16 protein-coding genes and 1 tRNA gene are annotated in these 19,513 nt (G+C 42.8%); 6 read left to right on the top strand and 11 right to left on the bottom strand.

Annotated features, from left to right (window positions below):
* Nucleotides 1-45: 45 nt before the first annotated feature.
* Nucleotides 46-795: an ABC transporter substrate-binding protein gene (locus ACX6CI_RS02365; RefSeq protein ID WP_458776581.1), complete on the bottom strand. Its 750-nt coding sequence runs from the start codon at nt 793-795 to the stop codon at nt 46-48.
* 484 nt (nt 796-1,279) lie between these two features.
* Here ACX6CI_RS02365 and ACX6CI_RS02360 point away from each other — a divergent pair, with 484 nt between their 5' ends.
* On the top strand, nt 1,280-1,582 hold the full coding sequence (locus ACX6CI_RS02360; protein WP_458776580.1) for a hypothetical protein: 303 nt from the start codon (nt 1,280-1,282) through the stop codon (nt 1,580-1,582).
* A 119-nt stretch (nt 1,583-1,701) separates the two neighbouring features.
* Here ACX6CI_RS02360 and ACX6CI_RS02355 read toward each other — a convergent pair whose 3' ends face one another.
* The 5 genes from ACX6CI_RS02355 to ACX6CI_RS02335 form a co-directional block, all read right to left on the bottom strand.
* Entirely contained in the window at nt 1,702-2,142 is a 441-nt protein-coding gene (locus ACX6CI_RS02355) for a fibronectin type III domain-containing protein (RefSeq protein ID WP_458776579.1), read from the bottom strand.
* 792 nt (nt 2,143-2,934) lie between these two features.
* Entirely contained in the window at nt 2,935-3,441 is a 507-nt protein-coding gene (locus ACX6CI_RS02350; RefSeq protein WP_458776578.1) for a shikimate kinase, read from the bottom strand.
* A 288-nt stretch (nt 3,442-3,729) separates the two neighbouring features.
* Nucleotides 3,730-4,026: a hypothetical protein gene (locus ACX6CI_RS02345; protein WP_458776577.1), complete on the bottom strand. Its 297-nt coding sequence runs from the start codon at nt 4,024-4,026 to the stop codon at nt 3,730-3,732.
* 301 nt (nt 4,027-4,327) lie between these two features.
* Nucleotides 4,328-4,404 (bottom strand) — tRNA-Arg (locus ACX6CI_RS02340).
* A 37-nt stretch (nt 4,405-4,441) separates the two neighbouring features.
* Nucleotides 4,442-6,907 (bottom strand): Rne/Rng family ribonuclease, encoded by a 2,466-nt coding sequence (locus ACX6CI_RS02335; protein WP_458776576.1) that lies wholly within the window; start codon nt 6,905-6,907, stop codon nt 4,442-4,444.
* An 804-nt stretch (nt 6,908-7,711) separates the two neighbouring features.
* Between ACX6CI_RS02335 and ACX6CI_RS02330 the strand changes: the two genes are divergently transcribed.
* The 4 genes from ACX6CI_RS02330 to mltA are packed head-to-tail and all read left to right on the top strand — an operon-like array spanning nt 7,712 to nt 13,426.
* A complete protein-coding gene (locus ACX6CI_RS02330) occupies nt 7,712-10,111 on the top strand; it encodes an LPS-assembly protein LptD (RefSeq protein ID WP_458776575.1) in 2,400 nt (799 codons plus the stop codon).
* A gap of 30 nt (nt 10,112-10,141) precedes the next feature.
* Nucleotides 10,142-11,098, top strand: coding sequence for a DHH family phosphoesterase (locus ACX6CI_RS02325; RefSeq protein WP_458776574.1), 957 nt, complete (start codon nt 10,142-10,144; stop codon nt 11,096-11,098).
* A gap of 10 nt (nt 11,099-11,108) precedes the next feature.
* Complete coding sequence (locus ACX6CI_RS02320; RefSeq protein WP_458776573.1) at nt 11,109-12,215, top strand: lytic murein transglycosylase; 1,107 nt, start codon at nt 11,109-11,111, stop codon at nt 12,213-12,215.
* Between the two features lie 14 nt (nt 12,216-12,229).
* On the top strand, nt 12,230-13,426 hold the full coding sequence (mltA, locus tag ACX6CI_RS02315) for a murein transglycosylase A (RefSeq protein ID WP_458776572.1): 1,197 nt from the start codon (nt 12,230-12,232) through the stop codon (nt 13,424-13,426).
* A gap of 57 nt (nt 13,427-13,483) precedes the next feature.
* On the opposite strand, the gene aroA is transcribed toward mltA, so the two are convergent.
* Genes aroA through ACX6CI_RS02300 form a run of 3 tightly spaced genes read right to left on the bottom strand, consistent with a single transcriptional unit; the run spans nt 13,484 to nt 16,494 of the window.
* A complete protein-coding gene (aroA, locus tag ACX6CI_RS02310) occupies nt 13,484-14,752 on the bottom strand; it encodes a 3-phosphoshikimate 1-carboxyvinyltransferase (protein ID WP_458776571.1) in 1,269 nt (422 codons plus the stop codon).
* Nucleotides 14,753-14,773: 21 nt separating this feature from the next.
* A complete protein-coding gene (locus ACX6CI_RS02305; protein ID WP_458776570.1) occupies nt 14,774-15,718 on the bottom strand; it encodes a dihydroorotate dehydrogenase in 945 nt (314 codons plus the stop codon).
* Nucleotides 15,706-16,494 (bottom strand): dihydroorotate dehydrogenase electron transfer subunit, encoded by a 789-nt coding sequence (locus ACX6CI_RS02300; RefSeq protein ID WP_458776569.1) that lies wholly within the window; start codon nt 16,492-16,494, stop codon nt 15,706-15,708. Before ACX6CI_RS02300 ends, ACX6CI_RS02305 begins: the two co-directional genes overlap by 13 nt.
* 68 nt (nt 16,495-16,562) lie before the next feature.
* Between ACX6CI_RS02300 and ACX6CI_RS02295 the strand changes: the two genes are divergently transcribed.
* Nucleotides 16,563-17,354 (top strand): prepilin peptidase, encoded by a 792-nt coding sequence (locus ACX6CI_RS02295; protein WP_458776568.1) that lies wholly within the window; start codon nt 16,563-16,565, stop codon nt 17,352-17,354.
* Between the two features lie 90 nt (nt 17,355-17,444).
* Here the strand turns inward: ACX6CI_RS02295 and ACX6CI_RS02290 are convergent, their stop codons facing one another.
* Nucleotides 17,445-18,071 (bottom strand): hypothetical protein, encoded by a 627-nt coding sequence (locus ACX6CI_RS02290; RefSeq protein ID WP_458776567.1) that lies wholly within the window; start codon nt 18,069-18,071, stop codon nt 17,445-17,447.
* Nucleotides 18,072-18,331: 260 nt separating this feature from the next.
* Nucleotides 18,332-19,507: a sulfate reduction electron transfer complex DsrMKJOP subunit DsrP gene (gene dsrP / locus ACX6CI_RS02285; RefSeq protein WP_458776566.1), complete on the bottom strand. Its 1,176-nt coding sequence runs from the start codon at nt 19,505-19,507 to the stop codon at nt 18,332-18,334.
* Nucleotides 19,508-19,513: the final 6 nt, after the last annotated feature.

Raw genomic sequence — 19,513 nt, 5'->3', positions numbered from 1 at the left:
CGGCTACACCCCATCAGACAAGGGAGGTAGCCGGTGGAGTAGAGCTTATTTACCAAGTTCGAATTTTTCGATCATCTCGTTCCAGGTAGGTGTTGCCATAAGCTTGGCAAGGGCTTTGTTCACCTTCTCAAGGAGTTCCTTGTCTTCTTTACGAACGGCATAACCAAACTCTTCATCATGCATACCGAAGGTTCCAACAATTTGAACATCTTTCTTGGAAGCAGCATCCTTTGCAGGAGCATCATCCATAGCAGCTGCAGCGATTCTTCCGTTAAGTACATCTTCTACCGCGAGTGGCGAAGAGCTGTAGTAACGAAGCTCAAAATTCCAACCTTTTTCAGCGGCCTGGGCTTTCAGCCATTTTGCCTCTGATGTTCCCTGCTGAACACCAATGATCTTTTTACCTTTCAACAGTTCATCGATGGTAAGAGCAGAATCTTTTTTGGTAACCATAACCTGCTTGATGACCCAGTAAGGAATAGAAAAATTAACTTTTTCGGCTCTTTCTTCGGTGATACTCATACCAGAAGCAATAATGTCGATCTTTTTAGTCAAGAGACTGGTGATAATACCATCCCACTCAATAGGCTGGTGACTTACCTCAACACCGATCTCCTTTGCTACCCATTCCATGGCCTCAACATCAAAACCGCTTGGCTGACCAGTCTTATCAATATAGGCAAACGGAGGGAAGTTTGCATCAATACCGTTAACAATTTTGTCAGCAGCAATAGCCTGCCCGGCAAAAGCCAATGCCAGAGCACTTAAAAATAGAACCACTCTCATTTTCATCATTCTTCTTTCCTCATTGTATTATTTATGGTCGGAACACATTTCCGATCCTGTTTTCAACAACAGACGAACAATGTACATTTATCTCTACATTGCAACGTGTAACATAGAAAGCATTTCACTTTCTCTACAACTAAAAAACGTTAAAAAACAGTAATTTTTCGCATCTTGTCAAGTTCTTTCAAAAAAAGCCTCCTTAGCTCCCTACAATCCAAATGTTGTAGAACGGCAAAAAGTTTGAATTTGACCATATAATACTCTGCGGTTACAGTAAGATATTACGAGACAAGTGAGAAATTGGCCGCCCCATCCACTTACATTTTCTCATGTAGTTTTCTTAGCTGAGTTTCTACACCTCTAAGAAAAATTCAAAATTATTGTCACATAATATTGCGGATAAGAACGGTATGCGGGTAAAACAAAATGAAAATGTGAACAATGAGAGAAAAGTTAAAAACGCCCCCTTCTTTACGGAGACCAAACCATAATGAACCATCAAGAGACATGCAAAAAGCATGGTGCAGTTCCCGTCTGGATTGTCTGTAAACATGTTGGTAACGGTAGTGCAGATACAATCATATTCAGTGAAAATCAGGATGCCTTGTGTTTTGCTTGTGCTGACAATTTCCAGAACCTCAGAGAAGAAGATGTTACAGGTATGTGCGAAGGATGTTTAAAAGATTTTACGGCGAAATTAATGATAAACAGTCAAAGCTTTGCCAACCTGCAAAATCGAATCGTTGGTGTCGAACACCTTAAAGGAAAGTGGTCTACTAAAGGTAATGAGTGAGACTGTCGGAACTTTCCCTCAAAGAAAATAGGGGAAATCAGCCTTCGAATTATATATCGACACGATGTGTAGTGATTTGGTCTACAATGTATTGTGTTGGTCTCAACGAGTTGTTTTGATTATTCCTGGTCAAGCAATAAGTAATTGTTGATAATTGTCAGGACTCTTGCGATTCGCTCCTGTTGATCGTCTGGAAACACTGTAATTATATCTGTAAAATCACTTTCATCCGCACCACTATAGGCTGTCAGGGCAAAATGATAGGTAGTATTTTCTTCTAAACCGGAAACTGTGACTGATGTTCCATTGGTTATGCTGATGGGAGAATCCCCTTCAAAAGCGTCACTTCCGTCAAATGGAAGTCCAGCAGAACCGCCTTTTTTATAATACAATTTGTACCCATCCACCTGACCGTCATTTGCCGACCAGGAAAAAGAGTACTCTTGTGCAACAGCTGGTATCGCAAAACAGAAAATAAGGGGAATGAATATGAACAGTTTAAAGTAAAATTTCTTACAAACTTCTGTTATTCGAAAATTAATAAAAATGACTATCTCCATTTGCTATATTAACAGGGAACGATAATGTACAACCCTGAATCATGACACCAGAGCTATCTCTAGACTGGTTCAGACCTAGCAAACGATATGCCGAAATCTATTAACTTAAAGTATTATTGAAATTGCAGAATGTTACAGAGTTATTTATCCAGAACCTTACAAAAAGTATTGCTTCCACGGCATCTGGATTGACAATTCCTTCACACGTAGTGTGCAAAAAAGTTACGCATGGTCTGAGAAAGATACCAGCAATAACCTTTTCAGTGATTCCAAACTAAGTACCCCTGTCTTTGTAAGAACTACGCCCCGCACCAGGAACCTGTAAGCCCCAATTCTTAACATAAGCAATCGTTTTAATAGCGACTTTACGGAGCAAGTGGACACGACAAACCTATTCACGAAGGAGAGATCCGTCTAATATCCTGATTCGGTTTCTCTATACGTATTGCTGCAAACTGTCACGGGTAATTAATCGATGGTGTTTATACAGATAAAGTGTAGCCTGTTTAAGCGAATTAAAATGAGGTTCTGTACTCGATACACAAAGCTTTCTCACGAGTCAACCTACAGCGTATTGATCAGCTTAATGATGAGCGTAACAAGCTCTGATATGGCTTCATACACTGTAATCTCTGTAAAGAGAATCCTCACATTTGCCCCATCTTTATTGTTAGGCAGTTACAGGTAATCACTTCAGGCTCTCTCCAATCTTCGCCATGAATCCTTTCTGAGTAACAAGAGTCCGACTTGATGACACCTGGTAAAATCAGATACGAATTACACTCCGACTTTCTACACTAATGACCTGATCTCTTTTGCAACATCGGAGATGTCTTTTCCTTCAATATCAATAGTGTGGGAGGCTGCTTGTCTGTAGAGAGGAAGACGGATATCATAGAGTTCTCTAGCCTTATTTAAATCCTGAAGTAGAGGGCGTTTATGTATCTTTTTGGCAGCTTTGGGATGGTTATTAATTGCTTGAAGGATTCCATCAATGCTCGCGTGAAGATGGATAACTGTGCCGAGTTTTTGAATATTATCCACCATGAAAAAGCCGCCACCCGTTGAGACAATGGTATTACTGACATTGTGCTCTAGCCATAGGGCCATCTCATACTCAAGTTTTCTAAATGCCGGTTCACCCTGTGTTTCAAATATCTTTTTAATCTTCACATTTGTTGCTGATTCAATCAGATCATCTGTATCGATGGTAAAACGACCAGTTTGTCTGGAAAGCTCACGTGCAGTGCGCCCCTTTCCTACTCCCATAAAACCAATTAAAATTATATTCTTTGGCATATGTAACCTTTATATTTTTGCAGTTGGCCCGCTTAACTGTATGGATACAACAAAACATTATCGATACAATGTACCAAAAGAGATCGATTCTTCAAGGGTTGGTGATGACATCCCAGCGGTCCTCGAATCGTTCTTACTCCTTATCATATGAGACGCATACAATGATACTTATAAGATGCATCATAAGGAACAATGGTGTCAGGTTAGTCCCCCCCAGATATTGTTCATTGCTCTTTGTTTATATAATTTATCGATGGGGAGTTAGGAATCCGTGGCACCAAGGTATAATCACTCAGACCTGTGCCAATAGTAAAACTTCGCCTTAATGCCTTCTCTTTGTGCTGTTTGATAATTCGACAGCTCTTCATCTCCCATTTCATCAATCTTCTCTGGAGTGATTAAATGTGCCTCCTTCTCTTCGCTTAGCTCCCAATGTCCAGTTTCGAGCAAACGGTGTGCTGCATCTCTTGCTGCGCTTATATCAGTTGCTATCACCCAAATATGAGAAACAGCCCTAGAAACATGCGCAATCACTGGATTCTCAGTCTTCGGCTCAACTTCATAGATAAAATAAAACGAATTCACAGGGCCCCCATAATAGAAGAGAAATTGAACGTAGGATAAAATCGAGCAGGGTAAGGTGGGTTAATTAAGCGCACCTTATCCCCTCACAGAAACGTAGGTACGGAATTCGTATACGGCTCCTGTTAATTTTCCTTGAAATTAAAACAGAAATTCCGATTTTAACAGTACTGATGTCAAAGAGCCAATGATCTTTACACTAACAATAGTTGAGAATCGCTTACCTCGACGTCATTATCTCTATTGGGTACCGGAAAAGAAAAAAGGGGTTACAGCTTAAAAGCTGTAACCCCTTAATATCTTATGGTACACCAGACAGGATTCGAACCTGTGACCCCCTGATTCGTAGTCAGGTACTCTATCCAGCTGAGCTACTGGTGCATCGGAGGTAGCTATATACCCCACTTTGAAAATGAACTCAAGCTTGTTTTTTATTATTTGTGTCTTTTTCTGCTTTATGGAAAATTATTTCATTATCACTTGGCTTCATACTGGCTTCTGCATGAATGGTTATCTCCACATTATAACGTTTTTCCATCTCATTTATCTCAGTTCGTTTTTTATTGAGAAGATAGGCTGCAACATCCATAGGGAAATGACAATCTATTTTTTCTACAGGTTTACGACTCGCACCTGTCTGCACCCTTCTGAGATAAAACAGAGATAGAGTCTCTATAGAACGAACACTTCCCCGCCCTTTACAGTGTTCACACCTGCGATAATTGCCCGCTTCAATTGGAGCTCCAAGCTTCTGTCTTGAGATTTCCATAAGGCCAAATTTAGAGATACGGCTAAAATCAACCTTGGCCTTATCTTTTTTCATCGCAGCGCGCACCTGTTTTTCAACAGCAATGATGTTTTTACGACTACGCATATCGATAAAATCCACGACAATCAGACCTCCAAGATCCCTTAGGCGTAACTGCCTTGCGAGTTCTACGGCAGCCTCCATGTTTGCCTGAAAGATTGAGGCTTCAAAATTTTTCCCCTTTGAGGTGGAGCCGGAGTTCACATCAATGGCCACAAGAGCTTCTGTGGGATCTATAACAATAGAGCCGCCGGAAGGAAGACTGACCTGGGGTTGATAGATTGACTCTATCTGATCCTCAACACTAAACTGATTGAAAATCGGGCGAGCTCCCTGATGCAACCTCACAGTCACATTTTGCTGATCTTTTGGAAGCATTTGAACAAAATCTTTCACCTGCTCAAGTGCAGTTCGGTCATCAACCAGGATTTCCTGAATTGAAGGGTCAAAATGTTCCCGGAGAAAACGCAAGACACTATGCTGCTCCTCGTAAACCAGCCCTACACCTTCAAGACGTTGTCCCTTACCTTTAATATCATCCCATAATTTAACCAGGTAGCCAACATCACGACTCAGATCTTCTTCTGTAATATCAACACTTGCAGTCCGAACAATCCAACCAATCCCTTCTGGAAGTTCCATTGACTTCATGGTCTCCCTCAGCTGAGATCTTCGCTGCTCTCCGGATATTTTTCTAGAGATACCTGAGGAATCAGAACCTGGCATTAAGACAACACAGCGTCCGGGGATAGAAAGATAGGTCGTCATATTAGCACCCTTCTTCCCGACCTCTTCTTTAACAACCTGGGCCAGTATATCAGTCCCTCTTTCAACCACATCTGTAATGCTCAGCTTCTTCCACTGCTGGGTATCTACCAAATGCTGAATACTCTCGCTGAGTTCCTGTTTGAAATACTCAGGATGGATTTCACTAAATGGCAGAAACCCGTTCTTGTCTGTTCCATACTCGACAAATGCTGCCTGCAGACTCGGCTCAATTGCGACAATACGTGCCTTATAAATATTATTCTTCCGCTGAGTACGAACAGTGGTTGAAACATTTATGGATTCAAGACGCCCATCTTCTAAAAGAGCAAGACGACACTCTTCCGGCTCCTCTGCATTAATCAGCAATTTAGAGACCTTCTTTATCTCCTCTTGCGGTTCTTCTTCGATCTTTTTGGGAGATGTTTTTTGGGCTTCACTTCGTTGATCTGTAGCCTTAGCCTTTACCGGCTCGTTATCAGCAGATGTTTCTGCGCCGTCAATTTCCTCGGCTACAGCACCTTCAACATTGTCTGTCGTCGTTTCTTTCTTTTTTGCTGCAGCTCTTGGCTTTCTAGCCCTTCTGGGTTTAGGGCTTTTTGCCTTCCGAGCTTCTGCATCTTGAGTTTCAGTTGTGGCTACCGTCTCTACAACATTACCATCAATATCCTTCTGTTCTGCTACGGCCTTTGCTTCCGCGAGTTGTTGCTCTTTTGCCGCCTTGTTTCCATCTACCTCATCGACGCCTTCTTCCTGCCCGGTCGAGGTGTCTTTTTTAGGGGCAGCCTTAGGTCGCCTTCCCCTTCTGGGTTTTGGACTTTTAGCCTTCTCAGGTGCAGTATCCTTAGCTTCTTCGGGCACCACAACTTCAGGCTCTTTCTCGGCAGAAACAGCTTGATCCACAGCTACAACTTCAAGAGATTCCTTTTCAGGATTCTTTGCCTTTGCCCTACTGGTCCGCGGCTTTGCTGTTGTTTTTCTGGGAGTCGTTTTTTTGGGGGCACGTGCTTTAGGGACTAAAGCTTCAGGTGATGATTCAGTTTCAGCGAGGGTACTATCAGTTGTTTCCTCAACTTTCTTCTTCGTTGTTGTACGAGTTGACTTTCGAGGAGTTTTTACTGCAGGCGTAGCTTTCTTAGCTCTTGGGGCTCGCTTTGGCTTTACTGCATTAGATGCATCCTTGACATCTTTTTTTACTTCGGCAGGAGCCTCAACCGGTTCATCAGAAGCTTTACTCTTCCACCATGCACCTGTTGTTGCTTTGATTTTGACGGTTTTATCTTCTTTGTCTGATTTTTTCCTTTCTACCATCTTTATTCCTTATAACCTGCAACTGAGATTAAAATCCAAGCCACAGGTTTACTATTTCTAATATCATCAACGCCAAATAAAGGGGTTGTATTACCTTACTGCGCGATGCCTTATGTCTGTTAATACCAGTGGAAAAACAATATTATATTCTCTGACAATGGCAGCGTAGACAGGCCTGTACGAGACCTCAGCTGTCAGTTATAAGATTAATGTTGCCCGAGAATGGAAATAACGTCCTTTCACTTCAAATTCCAAGATCACTCTTTTCGGTACATTCCTAAAAAAGAGGATATCTGTACATGATTATCATATAATGGAGACAAAACAATGTACAGTGCTGAACACTAGTACAGTCAATTCACATGAAACACAAATATTATTTACGTTTCTTTCGTAATTAAGTCTGCAGCAATACGCCTTAACTGCAGACACTAAACAACGGTAATTCAAACGTTCACTCAGCCACCTTAAAGACTGTGAATGGTCAACAATTATGTTAGTGACCAGAGCTCAACCAACAAATATAAAAAACAATTTGTATTGTACCACTAGTTACTCTTCACACAATTCTCACATGGTTTAATTAACAAAACACTACCCATTTTCCTCCTTCAGATGAGACTTTAACCTTGACAGTGTCAGCTTAGAACCGTAAACTTTGACCTCTTTTTATATATGTGATAGGATAAACCATTCTCTTTAAGCCTAAACATCTGAATTCATAATATTTTTTCATAAACCTTTTTTTCATAGATTAAAATGTCGACATTGCCCTCTAGAACAATCTCCAGAAAGGAGCTAACTGTGCCTGCATCTCTAAGAAAATATTCGAGATATTCAGTTACCTGTTGTGCCACTGTTTTGTGCTGCTCTCTATTCCTTGGTGAAACATCGTTTGCAGAAAATGTTTCCACAGAAGAATGGAATATATCAGCTGACAAGGTCGTACGTTATGAATCGCCTAACAGTATAGTTGCAACCGGCAATGTAGTACTGGAAAAAAAGGAGCCGCTTCCCAAAACAACAAAGAAACAGGATGACTCAGTAACCGACTGGGGTGAGTTGCTAGGTGAGACCACTGAACCTGAGGAAGTAACTGCAGAAGATGTGGAAAATGAAGGTCCCCCTATATATAAAACAACAGTCACGATTAATTCTGACTGGATGGTTTATGACATGGACCTTGAATCGATCAAGGCCAAGGGTAACGTAAAAATTGTTACAGATGAAGATCAAGTCACAGCCAAAGAAGGAACGCTGAACCTCACCACTGAAACAGGTAAGTTCACCGATGCTGTTGTTATCCGGGACGAAGACTCTCTTCACCTTGAAGGTGAGACCATAGAGAAAACTGGTTTTGACACCTACCAAATCGTTGACGGCTGGGCCATTACCTGTAAGGTTGAAGATGGTAAAACACCGCCTTGGAGTTTTGCAAGTAGTCAAACTGACATTCGCCAGGGTGGCTACGCGGTTCTTAAGCATGCGAAGTTCAAAATTAAGAACGTACCTGTTCTCTATTCCCCATATCTCATCGTCCCTATTAAAAATACCAGGCAAACCGGTTTTCTTTTTCCCGAATTCTCAAGTTCCAGCAACAGCGGTTTCGGCGTAAACCTACCGTTTTTTCTCAACATTTCAGAATCTGCTGATGCGACCTTTTTCCCTGAGTATTTTGCCAATCGTGGTTTTATGCCGGGTGCTGAATTTCGTTATGTAGCTAGCGATAACAACAAAGGGGTGTTTACAGCTTCTTATCTGGACGATGCACTTTCTGATCCTTCAGAGACCGAATACTATTCGGACACAGGTTACACCCATGATAACAGCGACAGATACTGGATTCGCGGTAAGGCTGATTATGACTTTGGTGATGACTGGCAATCAAGATTGGATATAGACATTGCCTCAGACGAAGACTATCTGAGTGAGTTTAACAGCGGATATACAGGTTTTGACGATACTCAGAAGCGTTACATCGATACATTTGGTCGCGGATTTGATGATGATACAGCGACTGAACGAACAAACTCATTAAAGGTTCTAAAGAGCTGGAGTGGTCAATCTCTAGTTGGAAAAGTTATTGCCATCAATGATAGCGACACATCATCCGATGATTTGGTAGAAGTCACCACCACTGACTCTGTCACCGGCGAAACGACAACAACCTATGAAGAAGCGGATACCCCACTCTGGACGATGCCAAGTGTAGACTATTCGGGTACCATTGACTCCGGGTTTGCCGATGTCACTTTTAGCTGGGATGCTGATTATGTCAACTACTGGCGTGAAAGCGGTTTAGGTGGTAACAGGTTTGACATCCAGCCAGCCCTTTCAACCCCAATTCCTTTAGGACAATATCTCGAATCAAGAGCTGAAATTTCGATTAGAGATACCTATTATATGGTTGAAACCTACGGAGACGAAGAGTGGGAATACGACGACACCCAAAATCGTCTCTATGCTGCCTTTGAAACTGAGGTTGCGACAACCCTTGAAAGAGATTTTAATTTCAGTACACCACTCCGTCACCAACTCCGCCCATACATCGAGTACGATTATATTCCTGATGTTGATCAGGATGAAATCCCTCAATTTGACGATGTTGACAACATTGGTGAAGAAAACACTATTACCTATGGTATAGATAACTTCTTTGACCATGTTTCTAAAAACGCAGGTGGAATAGATAGCCTGTCTGATTATGCAGAACTGACCATTGAACAATCATACAACTTCAGCGGAAACGCAAACGACCCCTATGACTACAGTGATGATTCAGAAGACACTCCATTTTCTGACATTTACGCTAAACTAAAATGGTATCCGGCTCAACTTACCTCCTTTTCCTACAAAACCTATTACGATGTGTATGACTCTGAATTTAACGCACACACCGTTGAAGGTAGCTATGAAAATAACAGAGGTGATTTCGTCACTCTTGATTATTCCTTTAAACCTAACAGTAATATCGAACAGGTTAATGGTTCCTTTGGAACAACTGTATTTAACAACTGGCTGCTTAAAGCGGAAATTGAACATTCACTGCAAGATGAAGAGACAAATGAAGCTAAAGGTTCAATCACTTATCAGGCTCTTTGCTGGTCTGTAAAATTTCAAACAACCTATACACCAGAAGATACAACCTATCTTGTAGTGTTTAATCTTGCTAATATCGGCATCCCATTAGGTGCAGATTTCTAATTACGGCAAAAAGGGAACAATACACAGACCATGCACTACGACATATTTAATGGTGATGCTGATGGGATATTCTCCTTACATCAGTATCGCTTAGCCTACCCTGAGGCGAGTGCAACACGTATTACTGGAGTAAAAAGAGACATAAAATTACTCCAGCAGATTAAAGATATCAAAAACAGTGTAGTCACTGTTTTTGATATTTCTCTGGATAGTAATCGCGCCCCTTTAGGCAACCTGATAGCAGCCGGTAATACTATCAGCTACTTTGATCATCACTATGCAGGAGAGATTCCAACCTCTTCATCACTTAGTGTACAAATCAATCCCTCTGCTGAAACCTGTACCTCAATCATTGTAAATGATTTTCTAAATGATGCCTCTCCACTTTGGGCCATATGTGGTGCTTACGGTGACAACCTGCATAAGAGTGCCTTAACGCTTCAAGCTAAAGCTGGAATAAGTGAAGGGCAAGGCAGGGCACTGATGGAACTGGGAGAATTGTTCAACTATAACGGTTATGGGGCAACACTTGCAGATCTACACTTTGACCCAGCTGATTTATACCTTGCAATCGCCCCCTATAAAAACCCATTTGATTTTATTGAAAATGCCCCCCAGCTGCCAACACTGAGAGACGGGCACGCAAGCGATATGGCCAAGGCTTTAGAGCAGAAACCGTATTCAATACCTGGTAAAAACAGGGTATATATATTCCCCGATGCACCATGGTCACGCAGAGTCTCCGGTGTGTTTTCTAACCTCAAAGCAAGAGAGCAAGAACATTCTGCCCACGCTATTATTACAGAAAACTCGGATAAGACCTTGCGTATAAGTGTTCGAGCACCCCTTGCTGACCGTCGGGATGCTGACACACTCTGCAAATCCTTTCCAACAGGTGGAGGTAGATCAGCTGCTGCAGGTATCAACGTATTACCACCTGAGTTATTTGAATCTTTTCTAGAGGCATTCAATACAACCTACCCTTGATATCACAACTATGCTGGCCACATTTTTTCAAAAGAGTCCCAGAACATACCCATTTGGAACAGTTGCTCTTTCCATGCACTACTGTTCCCTTTTTCTGATCTTCTCTCTTTTATCACTCCTGGTCTCTGGGGGTGTGCCCTGCTATGCGGAGGATAACAAACCCAAGGCCGCGGACCTTGTCACAGATAAACAGGTTATTGATCTCAACAGCACAAAATATACAACGCTGTTTACAGAGCTAAAGGAAGAACACCAGTTCAGTCAAACGCAACTGGACACGCTTTTTCAAGGTGTTAATATCGATATAAAAGTTCTCCAACTCATGGATAAGCAGTGGGAGGGGAAACCGTACTACGAATATCGTCCACTCTTTATCACCCCGACTGTAATACATGACGGGAAAAAGTACCTCGCAAGATATCACGAACTATTCGACCACATAGAAGGGGTATATGGTGTGAATCGAGAAGTGATTGTTGCCATCTGGGGGATAGAATCCAGATTTGGTTCCAATATGGGTGGTTTCAATCTTTTCCGAACCCTCAACACTCTCTTTGATGCCTACCCGAGAAGATCTGATTTCTTTCGTAAAGAACTGATCAACTATATCACTCTCTGCAGGGATAATGGTCTCAACCCACTAGAAATCAAAGGATCTTATGCAGGTGCTTTTGGCCAGGCACAGTTTATGCCTTCAAGCTATAACGCCTATGCTGTAGATTTTGATGGGGACAGCCGTAGCGATCTGTTAACATCCATCCCCGACATTTTTGCATCAATTGCGAATTATCTTAAAACCTTTGGCTGGACCCTTGATGCCCCTGTGTATATTGAAATCGGTGATACACTCCATTCAAGTAAACTCGTTGCAGCCCATGCAAAGGGACGTAAGGCAAGAGTCGAATGGCGTTATGTCGCTGATAGTCAAGGCATTTCCCTGCCTCGCCCTCCCGGAAATGCTCAACTTTCAATAATTGGCCTGGAACAATCTAAAGAACAGGGAGGAGGCCTCAGGTACACTGCTGGATATCCTAATTTCCATGCGATTACAGAATATAATCACAGCCACAAATATGCCATGGTAGTCAGTGAAATGGCAGAAGCATTCTCGAAATAAAATTGACACTATCAATGACCTACTCCCCTCGCACTATTGCGACCCTGTGTGCTGTAATTTCAGTTCTTATAACTACCTTCTTTTTATGGTTTTATGATCCATATAAACCTCTACATAAGGTTTCTGCCCCATCACCGCTGTTTGATGATATGGATAGCGCCTCTCTACTTGCCGTCATAGAGCGCCAGAAACACTACCTTGAAAAGCTCCCGTCAGGCTCAACTTATCCAATAGGTGAATATAGTGTAACAAATGATTGGTTACTCACTTCACTCCTTGAATTACGGAGCTTTCTAAAAACTGGCCCCAGTGAAAAGGAGCTAGAAAATTTTTTAACCAACAACTACGAGTTTTTCCAGGCAGGAGGCCGCAAGAACAAATGGGGCCGAAAAATGCTTGTAACCGGATATTATGAGCCCCTTTTTAAGGGAAGTCTTACCCCAACCCCAATCTACACTTATCCGCTCTATAGCCCACCAAAATCACTGGTAAAGCAGATTGACTCTCAGCAAAAAACTGTGATTGGTCGTTACGATGAAACAAACCACTTCACCAGTTTTTGGAGTCGGGAAGAAATAGAGACAGCCCTTCACCTTGCTGGCAATGAACTTGTTTACCTGAAAGACCCTTTTGATGCCTACCTCCTTCATGTTCAGGGCTCTGGAAAAATCCAATTCCCTGATGGTTCCATCAGGTCAATTGGCTTTGCCGGCACCAATGGTCTTGAATATAAAAGTATCGGCAAAATACTTGTGGATACAAACATCATGAAGCTTGCAGATGTCAACATTCCAGCTATTCGCAAGTATTTAGAAGATCACCCGAGTGAACGCATTCCCCTGCTCCACCAAAATCCACGCTATATATTCTTTAGGTGGGGCGACAATAAAGGTCCACGTGGAAGTTTAGGAGAACCGCTCACAGCAGGCCGCTCCATTGCAATAGACCCAAAGTCTCTGCCTACTGGTACAATAGCATATCTACACACCATGAAACCGGTACTCGGGGATGATCAGGAAATCGTTTCCTGGGAACCTATGAAACGGTTAGTTTTCCCACAGGATTCAGGATCGGCAATTAAAGGCACAGGAAGAGTTGATGTATTCTGGGGAAATGGTGTATACGCTGAGACTGCCGCAAACCATATGAAACATCCGGGAAAACTCTATTTTCTTATCAAAAAAGGTGTAATAAAAGCGGATAATAAATAGAAAAGGGAGGTGCCAGGATGACATCTCCCTTTTTTGAATTTTATAAGTAACTCGTCGTTACCCTCTCAGTAAGGCAAATCGATCCCAGTAATCAGGAAAGGATTTGCCTACACACTCTTCACCGGTGATTTTAACGCCCGGTATGCGTAAGCCAGCCACGGCCATACTCATGGCCATTCTGTGATCCTCATAGGTTTCAATTTCAGCACCGTGTAATCCACGCCCACCCTCTCCATGAATCACCATAGAGGACTGATGTTCTTCAATATTAACACCTAGCTTTGTCAGCTCCGTCACAACAGCTGTTAAGCGGTCGCACTCTTTAATGCGAAGGTGCTCAATGTTGTTAATGACAGTTTTACCTTCGGCAAAGGCTGCAACGACTGCAAGTGTTGGAACAACATCTGGCATATCCGCCATATCAACAGTGACACCAGTAAGACGCTCAGGTCCTTTAAGGGAAATCCCGTTACCTTGCTTTGTAAGCTCACAGCCCATACGACCAAGTAATGGTACCAGCATCGAGTCTCCCTGAAGAGAGGGGACGGGAACATTGGTCACTGCCACACGACCGCCTGTAATTGCAGCAGCGGCGTAAAAATACGACGAACTCGACGCATCCCCTTCAACATGGTATTCCCTTGCCTTGTAACAGCCCTGGGGAATGGTAAATGAACTATAGTCTTCAGTACAGTCGACACTGATTCCAAAATCAGCCATAACAGCAAGGGTCATAGCAACATATGGCTTGGAAAACACCTCACCCTCAACTTTTAAAGTTGCAGGATTCTTAGCATATGGAGCAACAAGCAGTAAGGACGAAAGATACTGACTACTCTTACCTTCCGGCAGCACTGTCTCACCACCACTTAGACCGGCGGCATTAATCTGTAACGGAGGACAACCAGTACCCTGCACAGATGTAATATCAACCCCCCAACCCCTTAATGCACTCATCAGTGGATCAATTGGTCTCTCGTACATCCTCTTATCTCCATCAATACGATATGAAGACTCTCCAAGTCCTGCAACGGAGGTAAGAAAACGGGTGGCCGTTCCATTATTTCCTAGAAAAATAGGCTTATCTGATGGCGCAATAACACCTGCGTTTCCGGTAATAGTCCAATCCTTATCCCGATTTATAACAACTCCCATCTGCTCAAGAGCACTGGATGAGTACTCTGTATCCTCACTCTCGAGGGGACCTACGAGCCTGCTTGTACCTTCGGCAAGTGCTGCTGCGATAAATGCACGCTGGGTAAGACTTTTTGAGCCAGGTACTTCGATGTCTACATCTATGTTTTCAAGTGGTATTATTTCAATCATTGTATTTTAAAGTTACAGATTTTAAGATAGATCGAGCTGCCCTATTATGGAGCGAACTGATGGTAATTTTTCCTGTGCAACGTAGTCAGCCAGACCCTCGACCACATCTTCACTGGCTCTGGGGTTTACAAAATTGGCAGTTCCAACCTGAACTGCCGTGGCTCCTGCGAGCATAAACTCCAATGCATCTTCTGCGGATTCAATACCGCCTATTCCAATAATAGGAATAGAGACCTTCTTGGCGACCTCGTATACCATCCTGAGAGCTACAGGCTTAATAGCGGGACCCGACAGTCCTCCAATGACATTAGCAAGGGCTGGTTTTTTAGTCTTGATATCGATGGCCATACCTATCAGGGTGTTGATAAGAGAAACTGAATCAGCTCCCGCCTCTTCCACCGCCAATGCAATGGTCCCAATATCAGAGACATTTGGTGAAAGTTTTACCATAACAGGAACAGATGACTTAGCTTTCACCGCAGACGTCACTGAAGCGGCCATGGCTGGATTGGTACCAAAAGCAACCCCACCTTTTTTCACATTAGGACAGGAGATATTAACCTCAATACCAGCAACCCCTGGAACCCCATTGAGCCTGCTGGTAATTTCTTCGTATTCAGCTATGGAGTCGCCAAGTATATTGACGATGACCGGAACATTAAGTCCCGCAAGATACGTCATTTTCTCATCTATAAAGCGATCAACACCTACATTTTGTAAACCAATGGCATTAAGCATACCACATGCTGTTTCAACAATGCGTGGGGGTGGATTACCAGGCCTTGGGTTAAGAGAAATCCCCTTAACAATCACAGCACCGAGACGGTGAAGATTCATTAAGTTTTCAAACTCTCTGGCATAACCAAAGGTGCCGGATGCGGTCATCACTGGATTCTCAAGTTTAAGAGACCCAATATCAACTCTCATATCAGGGAAGGCATCTCCCGTAGGTTTTACATATTCCATTCTAATTTCTCCGCATCAAAAACAGGGCCGTTTAAACAAACATGGGTATAAGAACCTTTTTTATCTGGTCGGGAGCAGCCAAGGCAAGCTCCCATGCCACAGGCCATCACACTTTCAACAGAGACCTGACATTTTAGATTTCGATCAGCGCAGAGACGAGCCATGCCTTCCATCATAGGCTCAGGCCCACAAGCGTATATATGACTGTCTGGACGAATATCGAGGGATGTAAAAATATCAGTAACAAATCCCTGCTGCCCTAGCGATCCATCATCTGTTGAAACCCGAACGGTGACACCATATTTTTTAAAGTCTTCAACAAGGGGTTCAACCTCATCCTTGTTTCGACCTCCCAGGATAACAATGTCGTTATCACAGTTGGTTTTTATTCGACAATTTTCTTTAAGCAACAAGAGTAAGGGAGCGATACCAAGACCACCACCCACGAGAATTGAAGGCTCTGTTTTCGTAAGAGAAAAGCCGCGTCCCAGTGGACCAAAGACTGAAAAAAGATCACCAATCTTTGCCCGTGCCAGGATGCTCGTACCACGTCCAACATCTTTAAAGTAGATCTGAATCTGACCATCCGCCAGCACCTGATGGACTGAGAATGGACGGCGCAGTAAAGGATCCTTACCAATGGAGGTCCTGATCATAACAAACTGCCCCGGCTTTGCTGCACCACCAATAAGGGGTGCATCAAAGGTTAGCCTATAATTTGACTCGGAAAGCTGTTCTACACGAGTAACAATTGCATTTTCTTGGAATTGTGACATAGTTAGCTAAACACCTTATGTAATAATTGTTGAACTAAATTCAGTAATATAAACGTCTATTTAAAATTATGATCCCACTTACCATTCTCACTGCAGTAGCAGCAATCTATGGAGCACTCGTTGGCAGCTTTCTCAATGTGGTTATTCTAAGGCTCCCCAGTGATGGGCAATCGATAGCCTTCCCAGCCTCCCACTGTCCCACATGCAAAACCCCACTAAGGTGGTATGAAAACATTCCTTTTTTCAGCTACCTCTTTCTTTTAGGGAAGTGTGGTCACTGTAAAGCGAGAATATCTCTGCAATACCCTCTGGTAGAACTTACCATGGCGGGACTTTCTGCAGCCTTGATCTACTCCTATGGTCTGAGTATTGAATTTGGCGCTCTCTTTGTTTTTTGTGCTGCACTTCTTGTTATCATCGTCATAGATATCCACCACCAGATAATCCCGGATGTTATCAGTCTGCCAGGAATTATTGCAGGCTTTATCTTCTCCTGCTTTAGCACGACTCTCACCTGGCAAAGCTCTCTTATCGGTATCGCAGTGGGTGGAGGGGTTCTCTATTCGATTGCCCTGCTCTACTTTCTCATTCGTAAAATTGACGGAATGGGTGGTGGCGATATCAAGCTTTTAGCAATGATCGGGGCATGGCTTGGCTGGCAGTCTCTGCCTTTTGTAATCTTTGCCAGTTCTTTTAGTGGAACTATAGTCGGACTTATTGCAATGGGCTACCAAAAAAAGGGAGGGTATACACGTATCCCATTTGGTCCATTTCTATCAATATCAGCAATAATCTATGTTTTTTATTCCAGTGAAATCTTATACTTCTTCCAACTCTACCTCAATGGTGAATGGCCCTAGGGGGTTTTAAAAGACATCAATGTTACATTAACTCGGATAGTTGAATCTCAACAACAACCTGTAATTATTCAACATAACATTAGAGATGAACTATGTTGTTGTGATTTTTTTCCCAAATTCAACTCCGAATTGAAAGGCTTCCTGCCCCTGGGCCTTACTATGCCCATAAGATTCATAGTGCTTTCTAAACCAGTCCTGTTGGATCATCTTTCCCCTGAGCTTTAATAGCAGCCCTATAACCCGATACGGCTCTTTTGTAGGGTGCTCAAAGACGACCGGTGAGAGACCTTCGGCCCCCACCTTTTTAAAGACTCTTTTGAGGTTATAGTGATGAAGTCTCCAGTATGACCTACATGATATAAATGGAACAACCTTTTTCCCGGCAAGCACTTTCTCCCCATACTTATCAAGGAAATCAAGCATCGGCCCACTTGGCTGGTAGGACCATGTGGGACCAGCAAGAATGATATAATCCCACGGGCCAAAACATTTTTCAGAAACCGGCTGAATTTCTTTTCTGCCTTTTATAAAAGTTCTCATCATCACAGAGATCAAGCGAACATCTGTCTTAAATGGAAACTCATATGGATTAACAGCTTCGATTCGCTCATATTCACATTCTACACCCTGCTCTTCAAGACCTGCACAAAACTGTTTTAACAATATCCGGGTCTGCTGGGTATATGAATAATAAACGACAAGCACACGTTTCTTCACGTTATCCCTCTTAGGTCAAATGGAGCAACGAAAACAAAGCAAAATGTAACAGGCTACATTTTTAACAAAAAAAAACGCCCCCGACAAGTCGGAGGCGTTTTTAGTGCCTTACTCCTGAACTCCTGTCATAAAAACAGGAAACTCAGGAGTTGAATTTGAAATCGTAAGCTTAGTCTTACCACGAGATTGTACACGCAGTAAGACCTTCGAGGCACTTATCCCATGTATCGGGGTTAGTACTAGATTAATCAGCGAAGAATCTAAGCTTCTACCTCGTGATGAACCCCGATTGCAATCTTATAGAGAAGAGTAACAATCAGAAAACCGGTTGCCCAGATTCCAAGAGTGATACCAATCTCATTTGCAGTTGGAACGTACTCGTTAATTTCATGGAGAGGACTCACAACAAGGCCACCCATAACAAAGCCCAGGCCTTTATCCAGGTAAAGAGCAATGAAAGTAGCTGCACAGGCCAGCCCTATCAACGCCTCATTGTAGACTTTGGAAATCTTCATATAACCGAATACCGCCAAGGCACCAAAGCAACAAATTACTGAAGTCCACATAAATGGAACCAGGTTATTGTACACATGACCATGATGCTCAAGGCCAAAGAACAGGTACTGCAAAGAGTGCATATGACCAGGAATATTTGAGTAATACCCTACAAAGAACTCGAGCAGTACAAAGAACGCATTAACAATAGCTGCATACATAATAATGGTGGTGATCTTGTTAATAGCCTCTTTTCCAGCATCAAAGTTAGCAACACGCTTCATAATGAGACAAGCTATGACGATGATAGAAGGTCCCGCGGCAAAAGCTGATGCCAGAAAGCGTGGAGCAGTAATTGCAGTGAGCCAGAAGTGACGACCAGGTAGACCACAGTACAACATAGCAGTTACAGTATGGATCGAAACAGCAAAAGGGATTGAGGTGTACACAAAAATATAAATCCACTTAGGCGGCTTAACCTGCTTGCGCTCGGCTGTGAGGATAACCCACCCGCACAGACCATTAAGAATGAGATAGCCCCACAGTACAACCATATCCCAAAACAGCATTGAATTTGGTGTAGGATGCCAAACCATGTTAAGACCTCGAAGCGGTTGTCCGATATCAGCCATGATGAACATCAGGCAAATAATTAAGGCTCCAATCGCAAGAAACTCACCTAAAATGGTTATTTTGCCAAAGGCTTTATAATCATGGATATAATATGGAAGGACCAGCATCAATCCTCCAGCCGCAACACCTACGAGGAATGTAAACTGAGAGATATAAAGACCCCAGGTTAAATCACGCCCCATACCTGTCATACCCATTCCAGTAAAAAACTGTCTGAGGTAGCAAATAGCACCTACCGCAATGAATGCACTCAGAAAAGCGAGCCACATCCAGTATTTAGAGTTACCTTTTAATACTTTTTCTATCATGACTCC

This window comes from Desulforhopalus glucosivorans, assembly GCF_054397165.1.
The sequence above is the reverse complement of the archived record's forward strand: the minus strand, read 5'-3'. Positions and strand labels throughout refer to the sequence as shown.